This is a genomic window from Microbacterium esteraromaticum (assembly GCF_900163815.1).
Classification (GTDB): Bacteria; Actinomycetota; Actinomycetes; order Actinomycetales; family Microbacteriaceae; genus Microbacterium; species Microbacterium esteraromaticum_B.
In genome coordinates, this window is record NZ_FUKO01000016.1 from 1 (window position 1) to 9458 (window position 9458).

A 9458-nucleotide genomic window follows, 5' to 3' on the forward strand; every position below is an offset into this window, starting at 1 on the left:
GCATGCTCCTCATCGGCGGCGCACTGACCAGCCCCCACCTCAAGTAGGAAGAGCCGTTAAATCCCGCCTTGCGGCCTTTCTGCCGATCAATGTGGAACTGGAATTCGTTCCGGCACGCCTGCCTTACCAGTAGAAGTTCACGCCATAACTGCGACTTTGCTTACTGAATGGAAGACTTGAACTGACCTCGACCCGCATCTGGACAGTCAAGCGGGGAATGCGCAGCGCCCAAGGTCACGCTTTGCCCTGTTGAGCGAGCCCTGCCTGCATCGGCACGGTGGCGATGTGCGGATGGATCGCGTTAAATCGAGAATTGGGTTCCAGCGAATACGGGTCGAAACTCCCGCACGACAACTTATGCATCGCGCCGAAGGATCTTTCGCCTTGTAACATAGCCCGCAGTGAAAATGCACCCAGCTGTGACGATAACTGCCGAGAGCAGCGGTGCCGCAAGGTCCGTAAGCCCGAGTTCGGACGCGGCCAGAAGTGTCGTCGGTATCCAGATAGCGTGAGCATCAATACTGCTCAGAAGCGGCAGCATCAGCATCAAGACTGTGGCGGTGGCGATCGCGGCGGCGGTGCGCCGGGTGAGCGCCATGATGAGGTATCCGATGCTCATAGCCATGACTAAGTAAACCGCAGAAGCGATGCCGACGGTAACGAGCAGTCCGGTCTCGATTTGCCCAATAAATAGGGCGGTGAGTCCGGCAGCGAGCAGCAAGGCCACGGTGTAGCTGGCGATAACAGCGATCCAGCCGATGGCGAGGCGGGGCACCGTGAGCCGGGCGAGGTGTCGTACACGGGTGCGGTAGAAGATCGAGGAGCCGGGCCGAGCATCCCAGGTCAGCGAGGTAATCGCGACGGCCACGGCGAGGATGAGCCCGAGTTGCATGGCGCTTTGGTTGAACAGCGCGAGCCCGTCTTTCGGGGTTGCATCGGCGGCTTCGATTGTGAGTTGTTCCGTACCTGCCGCAGCGCCCAGGATCTCGGGCATGTAGAGCGCGAGGGCAGGGCCGGAGAGCCCGAAGAACGCGAATACGGCGAGTAGTCCGATAAGCAGGCCGGAACGGGTAAGGCGGCGCAGCTCGACGCTGGCCGAGGCAAGGACAAGGTTCATCGGTGTTCCTGATTCTGGACGATGCGGGCGAAGGAGGCGTCGAGATCGCGGTCGCGCAGAGTGACCTCAATGATGGGCGAGCGGAAGATGTGCAAGGCTGTCTTGAGCTGAGTCGCGGCAGCCTCAAAGCTGCGGAAACGAGCGGTGCACAGCATGTCCGTCTCAAACTCGAAGTAGGCCTCGGGAATAGCGACGGCGAGGTCGGATGCGCTGATCTGGGCGGGCGCGCCAAGGCGGATTGTCCAGACTGGTTCTAGGCCGTCGGTGAGGATCGATGCCGTTGTGCCTTGCGTGACGACGCGCCCCTGGTTGATGACGATGATGTGGTCGGCAAGTTGCTCGACCTCGCTGAGCATATGGCTGGAGAGCAGGATGCAGCGGTGGCGCTTCTGCTCGGTGATGATGTCGCGCACGTCGGCGCGGCCGATGGGGTCGAGCGCGCTGTTCGGTTCGTCGAGGATCAGGATCTCCGGATCGGTGACCAGGGCCGCAGCGATGCCGAGGCGTTGCAGCATGCCGCGGGAGAAGTCCGCGACACGACGATCCATCACTGAACCTAGACCGCAGGCATCGAGTGCCGAGTAGGCGAAGCCGTCAGCGCGGGTGATTCGTGCCCAGCTCGTACTTTCGCGGGAGACGGCGAGAGAGGTTTCCACGACTTCGAGAGCGGTCAGCCAGGACTCGAACTGGGGTACGTCTGGGCAGTAGGCCACTCGCGCAATTGGTGAGGCGAATTCGACGGTGCCCGACTGTGCCGGAGCGAGGCCCGCGATGATGCTGAAGAGGACGGTCTTTCCGGCCCCGTTGGGGCCGATTACGGCAGTGACGGCGCGTTCGTCGGCGGTGAAGCCGACGTCATGGACGCCGCCGCCTCCGGGGTAGACGCGGGTGAGGTTCTTGACTGTGAGAGCTGTAGTCATCGTAGGTCCTCGTCTCGGAGCTTCTGGACTCGGGTTCGGCCGATGATGAGGTAGATGACCGCGCCGATCGGGATCGCGAGGAGCACGATCAGGGCCCACGCCCACTTGGGGAGGTGCTGGACAGGCTTGCGGGCGATGTCGATCAGTGACCATCCGATGAGCAGGGCAGCGAGGATGAGCACGGGTAGGAGCGGGATGAGCATCGCTGCATCGAAGTTCACAAGGTTCAAGAGTTTTCCGTTCGGTCAGAAGAATTCAGTCGCCGAGCACGCGGGTGCTGCGGAAGCCCCGTGCGGTCAGGCGGGTGAGGACGAGGCTTGCGAGCAGGGTGGTCGCCAGCACGATCCCGAGTGCGGGTAGCACCCAATCAGGCAGGAGCAGCACCGAGGGCACTGCTATCAGCGCGGGCAGGACCGCGACGAGCCGGATGGGGCCGCCGTTGAGTCCTGCCTTGGTGTCGAGACTGCTCGGGTACAGCAACGCGCCGAAGAGCGTCGCGGTGGCCGACCACAAGCCCATTGAGAACGGGATGACCAGCAGGGCGATCCAGTACACCCACATCATCGCGACCGATGCTCCAACAATGATCGCGGTGACGACGGAGGTCAAGGCGAATGCGACCATCGCGATCACCCACGCTGCGGAACTCAGCGTGAGAGCGGCCCCGAGATAGGAGTCGAACAGAGAGCGTCGCGGGATGGGACCGGCCAGCAGTGCCTCGATCCCCCCGCCGGCGATGTCGTCGGCGACGACTCCCGGCAGCGTCAGCGTGGCGACGATCGCGACGAGCATTCCCAAAATGGCCGGTGTCATCAGCAGCAGGTAGGAGGTCATGGGTAAGAACTCACCGTTCGCATCGCTGACGGTCACTAGTCCATCGGGGCTACTCGGAATGAGGTCGGGCATGCTAGTGATCGTGTTCACGCCGCTGCTACCGAGGAAAACGAGCACGCCAAAGAGACCGCCGACTAGCGCGGCGAGCCACACGGTGATGCTGCCCTGCTGTATCCAGGCGCGTTTCGCGAACGCGGATACGCGGCGTCGGGCAGGGGTGGTGGTCATGGTCATGCGTGGGCCTCCAATGCGTCGAGGATCGTTGCTTCAGTCACTGCTTCGCGGTCGCAGTCCAACTCGATGAGGTCGTGTCCCTGGACGATCAGGAAGTGCTGCGCCAGTTCGAGCGCTTCGGGCACGCTGTGAGTGGAGTAGAGCACCGTGCGCGTCTCGCCCCAATCACTCAGCAGGGCGCGGGTCTGCGCGGCATAGACTGGATCAAGGCCGGTCAGCGGTTCGTCAAGCACGACGAATTCGGGATCGGTCATTGCCAGTCTGGCCAGATCGACCCGCTGCCGCTGACCCCGGCTGAGCGAGGACACCTTCTTGCTCATCAATGAGGGAAGGTCGAAGCGCTCGACCAGTTCCTCGGCGGGGATGACGGTGGCACCCGGGTAAGTGCTCGTGATGTCCGCCCAGAACCGCAGGTTCTCTTCCACAGTGAGCGCGCTCGCGAGCGCGGATTCATGCCCGAGATAACCGACCCTTGACCGGACCTCAGCGCCGTCGGCCACGGCAGAGGCCAGCACCGTGCAGGTGCCGCTTAAGGCGGGGATGATGCCGCATAACGTGCGCATCAGCGTCGTTTTCCCTGAGCCGTTGCGGCCCAGTAAAGCGGTCACACCAGGTCTCAGCGACAGGTCGACCGGGCCGAGCACTTCGGTGTCGCCGTAGCCTGCCACGAGCGCGGTGGCGGTCGCGGTATCAGTACGGTTCATTCTGCCGCCTTCGGCTCATGCTGACCGGAGTTTGACCGCTCAGCTTTCTCACGTGGCATTAAAACAGTGGTCAGGGTGCGGCGACGGCGACCAGGAGCCGATTCATTACCCAGCAAATCCTCGAGCGCAGCCATGAGGGCGCGTCCAAACGCGTCAACTTCGTCGTCATCTGCCCAGAACGATGCCTGCGCGAAGCTCACCCGGTCTGCGTGCAGTTCAGGCTCTCCGGCCTGCAGGTAGTCACCGAAATCACGAATCAGCCCGGAGGTGAACACCGTAAACGCTGTCAGCAACTCCTCGTTGCTCAACGCGTTCAGTTCTTCAGCAGAAGGGTTTGCGAACTCCGCAGCCAAGGCGTAGGTTTTCTCACTCGCTCCACGTATCTGCCGCTCATCCGCCACCTCGATTAGCTCATGCAAGACCAGGTGTGAAACATGCCGGTACAGCGTCGCGATCGGTACATCAGAAAGTCGCTCATGAAGCTGATGCGTCGTCAGTTCGCCCTCGCCCAACAGCACTTGGACGATACGAAGTCTCACCGGATGCAGCAACGCTGAAGAAGTAGCCATAGCTCAAACGTTATCAGTATTGATACTGATATGGATAATCGATCTGTTTTCATCCCCACTGCTCTTCTAAATGAATTGAATTGAATGCACGTATGCCACGCCGGGGGCGTGGTGCGCACCTCCCTCATGAGACCACTCGTGAGGAGGCCCAGGGTGAAGGGCGGCGTGATCCTGTTCCGCGGCAGCGGTGCTGCCGCGCGCCGCTATGTCGAGGCCGATCGCTCCCGCGCCGACGAGTACTACCTCGGCGCGGACAACGCCGTTGCGGCGTACGCGGTGCTCGACGCCAACGGTGAGGTCACGGCCACCCACTCGCTGACCACCGAGGAGTACGAGGGGTGGGTGGACTGGACAGAGCCGATCACGGGCGAGTCGATGGGCACCCCACGCAAGCCCGGCGAGGGCTCGAAGGGTTCGCCGTTGTTCGCGGAGATGACGATCAACGCACCCAAGAGCCTGTCGGTCGCCGCTGCTCTCCACCCCGAGGTATCAGCGGCGCTGGACGCCGCGCAGCGGGACGCACTGGCGGAGATTCGCCGGTGGCTCGGTCAGCACTCCGTGACGAGGGTCGGGCCGCGTGACGCGCGGGAGGTGCTGCCTATCGAGCGGATGCAGGTGGTCGGTATCCGGCACAAGACTTCGCGGGCGGGTGATCCGCACCGGCATATCCACATGCAGATCGGCACGAGGGTGTGGGCGGCTGGCAAGTGGCGAGCGCTCGACACTGCCGCATTGTTCAAGCAGCAGGGAGCGATCCGCGCCCTCGGCACAGCGGTCATCGCCGCGCACCCACAACTTGCGCAGACCCTCGCAGAGCACGGCCTGACCCTCGACCCCGTATCGGGCGAGGTTGCGGAGTTGGAGCCGTTCAATGGGGTGATGTCGAAGCGTTCTGCGCAGATCAGGCGCAACCTTGACCGGCTCGAAGCCGAGTGGGAAGCCGAGCATCCCGGAGAGGTGCTTGGCCCGGTCATGACCGCGCGGTTGCAGGGTGTCGCGTGGACGAACCAACGGCCAGGGAAGAAACCTGCTGATTTGAAGAACGAGCAGTGGTGGGTGCAGGAACTCCGTGACGCCGGATACAACCCCGCTGAGCGGCAACGCCGCACCATGCAGCGCCCGGTGCCGCTTGATGATCTGGCCGTGCAGCAGGTTGCATCGCGGGCGCTGGATCGCTGCGCCGCCGCATCATCAGCGTGGACACGACACACGGTGCGGGAGCACGTCACCCGCATCACCACCGAACACGGTGTGCACGCGGACCCCGCCGAGTTGCGCGAGTTCATCATGATTGCGACCGAGCTTGCGGTGTCGGATTGCTTCTCCGTCCTGCCACTTGATGCTGCGACGCCGGAGCATGTCGCGCACCTGACCAGCCTCACCGTGGTCGCTGCCGAGACTGCGCTGCGCGACCGGCTCACCGCCGCTGTGCCGGAGCAAGAGCCCGCACACCCGGACGTGACCGAGGCCGCACGAGCGGCAGCGCTGGACGATGGACAGACGGTCGCGGCTGCTGCAATTGCATCGTCTGATCCGATGGTGATCGTGGAGGGCGCGGCGGGCAGCGGGAAGACAACGATGCTGCGCACCGCCATCGATGTCGCCGCCGAGCACGGCAGACAGTCGCGAGTGGTTGCGCCGACGCTGCGCGCGGCGCAGGTCGCGCACGAAGAACTCGGCATACCCGCCACGAGCGTTGCAGCGCTCGTGCACGCGCACGGATGGCGATGGAACCGCGACGGTGCATGGACACGCCTGGCCCCGGGCGACACCGACCCCGACACCGGACGCACCTACACCGGACCGTCAGTGGACGCCGCGATGCGCCGGGGTGAGCGGGTGATCGTGGACGAGTCCGGGATGCTCGACCAAGACACCGCCCACGCACTCCTCATAGTCACCGCCGAGGCAGGCGCGACCGTCGCGTTCGTCGGCGACCGCGCACAACTCCCCGCGGTCGGCCGGGGCGGGGTGCTCGACATGGCCGCGCAGATACGAGGCCGCACCTACGACATGACCGAGCTGCACAGGTTCGCTGACACCGAGTACGCGGCACTCACCCTCACGATGCGCGACCGGGAGAACGCCAGCGACGTGTTCGACCGACTCGCCTCAATGGGCCTGGTGAGGCTCCATGTTGATGAGGAGCGGGCGCGCGACTACATCAGCGAGCACGCTACCGAGGGCGAGGCGATCACAGTTGCCGCGAACGACGAAGCCGCCGCGTTGAACGAGCGCACCCGCACGAGGCGGGTTGAGCGCGGTGAGGTCGATGACACGATCACAGTCACCGGCAGCGACGACCTGCCCATCGGTCGGGGCGATCTGATCCAGACACGGAAGAACGACACCACGCTTGGCGTAGCGAACCGGCAGCAATGGATCGTCCAACACGTCGAGAGCGACGGCACGGTCTATGCGCGCGAAGCCGTCAGCGGGCGCAGAAACCCCCGTACCGTGGCCCTCTCTGCCGAGTATGTGAGTCAGCACGCGCACCTGTCCTACGCAACAACCGCGTACGGCGTCCAAGGCGCGACCGTCAACGACTCCCACACGATGCTTACTGACGCGACGAGCGCGGCAGGCGTCTACGTCGGCATGACCCGAGGCCGCGAACACAACCGGCTGCACATCATCGCCGACGACATGTCAGGTGCGCGTGCGCAGTTCGTCGCAGCGATGGAACGCGACCCCGTCGACCGTGGCCTCGACCACGCCGCCTTGCAAGCGACAGAGGCGGTGCGGGGCATCGTCAAGAACGGCCCGATCATGCGCGTCACCGAAGAACTCGCCAGACTCGACCGTGAAGCCGAACGCGCAGAACAGGCGGCGGAGCGGTGGGAACAGACTGCCAACCGGCTCGACGCCCAACGCGCCGCGCACCGAGCAGAAAATGAGGAGAACACCGCCGTGCTCCGCAAGGCTGAGGAAGCCGCCGCGCGGGTGCGCGCCGAGGTTGCCGCGTCTCTCACCGAGCAAGCCGAGCACGACGGCGCGGCCTACCTCGCCGCCCTCGGAACAGAGGTGGCGGCAAGCGTGCATCTCGCGACAGTTGGGCGGTTCGGGAAGCGCAGAGCGCGCGACGAGCACCGCACTGCGAACGGACAGGCGCAGGTTGCTCAGTCGCGCCTCCGTCAAGCCTGGGATGCCGAACCACCGCGCACCTCCGAAGCACTACCCGAATGGTCGGCACAGGTTGCAGCGCGGCGAGCAGAGGAAGACCCGCGTGTGAGCGACGTTGACCAAGCCATCGAAGTCGCGCGCTCGGTTAGAACCGCGACGCGACAACGTCACGAGAGCGAGCGCATGGCGCTCCTGACCCGAGAGTACGGTGCCGAGAACGCGCGCGCCCACCAACTCGGGATGCGCGCGTTCAACCCGAACCGTGAGGCCCGCGATGCCCGCACCCGGTCCGCAGCTCTACGTGCTCAGGCGGAGGCGCTTCGCGGTCTTCCTGCCAGCGAAGCGGTCAGGCGTCTTGGAGCCATTAGCGCCGGTCAGGAACAGATGCGACGGCAGGCGGAAGAGCGGACGCGGAGGTTAGGTGACCCGTTCGAACACCTGTCACACCGCCCCAGTCCTGATCGCGACCGACCGGCGCGCGGCCTGTAGCGTGGCTTTGCTCAAGCGTGAGCTCCGGCATGGTTGCGGCGGAGAATCTTGGAGCTCAGATATGCTCGACTCTGGGGAGTGTGCGTGCCTCCCCGAACGACGTCAAAGGAGACAGACATGGCCGTTTTTTACTCGTTCCACTACGACCGAGATGTTCATCGCGTGCAACTCATTGAGAATATGGGGTCACTCGAAGGGCAGCCCATCCTCAACCCTCAAGAGTGGGAGAAGATCAAGGGCGGTGGCGACAAAGCGATCAAAGAATGGATTGCTGAGAAGATGAAATGGAAGTCGGCTGTCATCGTTCTTATTGGCAAAGAAACGGCTTCTCGGGAGTGGGTTCAGTACGAGATCCAGAAGGCCTGGGATGACAAGAAGCCGCTTCTCGGTATTCGGATTCATGGCCTGTCGTCAATGGGGAGCGTCGATTCATCAGGGGCGAATCCCTTTGACAAAGTTTCGGGTGTCTCGGGCGTGCCGATCTTTGATCCGACTCAGACAGACTGGTCAGGGAAGATCGATTCGAAGGCCACCTACAACTACCTTAAAGATCACCTGAAGACATGGGCGACGCAGGGCAAGACTCGTCTGTGATCGCTGATCCCGACTGCCCGTTCTGCGCGATTGTGCAACGGGACGACCCCGATGTGCGCGAGGTGTATCGGGACGATCAAGTAGTGGCCTTTTTCCCCACAGAACCGGCAGTTCTGGGCCATATCTTGATCGTCCCGCGCACGCACGTACCTTTCATTTGGGAGCTGCGGGATGAGGATGCGGAGCACATCGGCCTGCTTATCTCACGCATGTCGCGGGTGATCGTGGAGACCATTGGGGCCGAGGGGCTCAACGTGATTCAGTCGAACGGCGAGGTTGCCACCCAGAGCGTGAATCACGTTCATGCCCACCTCGTCCCGAGGTGGACGAACGACGCCATCGGACGTATCTGGCCACCCGAGACGCACTACTCTGAGCACGCGAAGGACGAGGCTTGGGATGCGCTCCGTGGCGCGTGCAGAGAGCTTCGCCTATGAAGAAGCGTGATCTGCCGAAGAATGAAGTGACGAGCGAAGCCGCGAGGCTAAAGCACCTCGACTATGTTCAGAGCATTGTGGCTCGAATGGCCCATTCCTCGACGCAAGCAAAAAGTTGGCTCCTGCCTGTGGTAGTCGCGACGTTCGGGTATGCGCTCACCCAACGGTCGGGAAGTGTCGCCCTGTTAGGCGTCGCCGCCATACTGCTGTTCGGCTACATGGACGCGAGTTACCTCCGGCAAGAACGGGCGTACAGACGACTTTACAACGCAGTCGTTGCGGGGAAGGCGGTTCCCGAACTCTCGCTCGACCCGCATGATATTGACCGAAAGATTCCAGACGCGGATGGCGATCCATCACCGAAGGAAACGCCCGACAAAGAGGCTCTCCTGACGTAACCGTGGGTGGTTTCGGAGTGGCTTAATGACCGCACGCCG

Annotated in this window: 10 protein-coding genes; 4 read left to right on the plus strand and 6 right to left on the minus strand. The window is 63.4% G+C overall.

What is annotated here, in order from left to right; translation table 11 throughout:
- Nucleotides 1-355 precede the first annotated feature (355 nt).
- From FM104_RS04950 to FM104_RS04975, 6 genes are read right to left on the minus strand one after another with little or no spacing between them, the layout of a single operon-like run.
- The gene (locus FM104_RS04950) at nucleotides 356-1117 is read right to left on the minus strand and encodes a hypothetical protein (protein WP_087130358.1); all 762 of its coding nucleotides are present in this window, start codon (nucleotides 1115-1117) and stop codon (nucleotides 356-358) included.
- Complete coding sequence (locus tag FM104_RS04955; protein WP_087130359.1) at nucleotides 1114-2037, minus strand: ABC transporter ATP-binding protein; 924 nt, start codon at nucleotides 2035-2037, stop codon at nucleotides 1114-1116. Before FM104_RS04955 ends, FM104_RS04950 begins: the two co-directional genes overlap by 4 nt.
- Nucleotides 2034-2258: a PLD nuclease N-terminal domain-containing protein gene (locus FM104_RS04960; RefSeq protein ID WP_256971526.1), complete on the minus strand. Its 225-nt coding sequence runs from the start codon at nucleotides 2256-2258 to the stop codon at nucleotides 2034-2036. The genes FM104_RS04955 and FM104_RS04960 overlap by 4 nt, the downstream gene beginning before the upstream one ends.
- A 34-nt stretch (nucleotides 2259-2292) precedes the next feature.
- Nucleotides 2293-3105: a hypothetical protein gene (locus FM104_RS04965; protein WP_087130360.1), complete on the minus strand. Its 813-nt coding sequence runs from the start codon at nucleotides 3103-3105 to the stop codon at nucleotides 2293-2295.
- Nucleotides 3102-3809: an ABC transporter ATP-binding protein gene (locus FM104_RS04970; protein WP_087130361.1), complete on the minus strand. Its 708-nt coding sequence runs from the start codon at nucleotides 3807-3809 to the stop codon at nucleotides 3102-3104. Before FM104_RS04970 ends, FM104_RS04965 begins: the two co-directional genes overlap by 4 nt.
- Nucleotides 3806-4378: a helix-turn-helix domain-containing protein gene (locus FM104_RS04975; protein ID WP_087130362.1), complete on the minus strand. Its 573-nt coding sequence runs from the start codon at nucleotides 4376-4378 to the stop codon at nucleotides 3806-3808. The genes FM104_RS04970 and FM104_RS04975 overlap by 4 nt, the downstream gene beginning before the upstream one ends.
- A 138-nt stretch (nucleotides 4379-4516) precedes the next feature.
- Here FM104_RS04975 and mobF point away from each other — a divergent pair, with 138 nt between their 5' ends.
- From mobF to FM104_RS04995, 4 genes are all read left to right on the plus strand, one after another.
- Nucleotides 4517-7990, plus strand: coding sequence for a MobF family relaxase (gene mobF, locus FM104_RS04980; protein ID WP_256971525.1), 3474 nt, complete (start codon nucleotides 4517-4519; stop codon nucleotides 7988-7990).
- Nucleotides 7991-8107: 117 nt separating this feature from the next.
- Nucleotides 8108-8584: a TIR domain-containing protein gene (locus FM104_RS04985; protein ID WP_087130363.1), complete on the plus strand. Its 477-nt coding sequence runs from the start codon at nucleotides 8108-8110 to the stop codon at nucleotides 8582-8584.
- Complete coding sequence (locus FM104_RS04990) at nucleotides 8581-9021, plus strand: HIT family protein (RefSeq protein WP_179206677.1); 441 nt, start codon at nucleotides 8581-8583, stop codon at nucleotides 9019-9021. The genes FM104_RS04985 and FM104_RS04990 overlap by 4 nt, the downstream gene beginning before the upstream one ends.
- Nucleotides 9018-9419: a hypothetical protein gene (locus tag FM104_RS04995; protein ID WP_087130365.1), complete on the plus strand. Its 402-nt coding sequence runs from the start codon at nucleotides 9018-9020 to the stop codon at nucleotides 9417-9419. Before FM104_RS04990 ends, FM104_RS04995 begins: the two co-directional genes overlap by 4 nt.
- The last annotated feature ends 39 nt before the right edge of the window (nucleotides 9420-9458 follow it).

Excerpts from the sequence above, each read along its gene's own strand:
- FM104_RS04985 (WP_087130363.1), top strand. The coding sequence starts at position 8,108 with ATGGCCGTTTTTTACTCGTTCCACTACGACCGAGATGTTCATCGCGTG.
- FM104_RS04965 (WP_087130360.1), bottom strand. The coding sequence starts at position 3,105 with ATGACCATGACCACCACCCCTGCCCGACGCCGCGTATCCGCGTTCGCG.
- FM104_RS04955 (WP_087130359.1), bottom strand. The coding sequence starts at position 2,037 with ATGACTACAGCTCTCACAGTCAAGAACCTCACCCGCGTCTACCCCGGA.
- FM104_RS04950 (WP_087130358.1), bottom strand. The coding sequence starts at position 1,117 with ATGAACCTTGTCCTTGCCTCGGCCAGCGTCGAGCTGCGCCGCCTTACC.
- FM104_RS04995 (WP_087130365.1), top strand. The coding sequence starts at position 9,018 with ATGAAGAAGCGTGATCTGCCGAAGAATGAAGTGACGAGCGAAGCCGCG.
- FM104_RS04975 (WP_087130362.1), bottom strand. The coding sequence starts at position 4,378 with ATGGCTACTTCTTCAGCGTTGCTGCATCCGGTGAGACTTCGTATCGTC.
- FM104_RS04970 (WP_087130361.1), bottom strand. The coding sequence starts at position 3,809 with ATGAACCGTACTGATACCGCGACCGCCACCGCGCTCGTGGCAGGCTAC.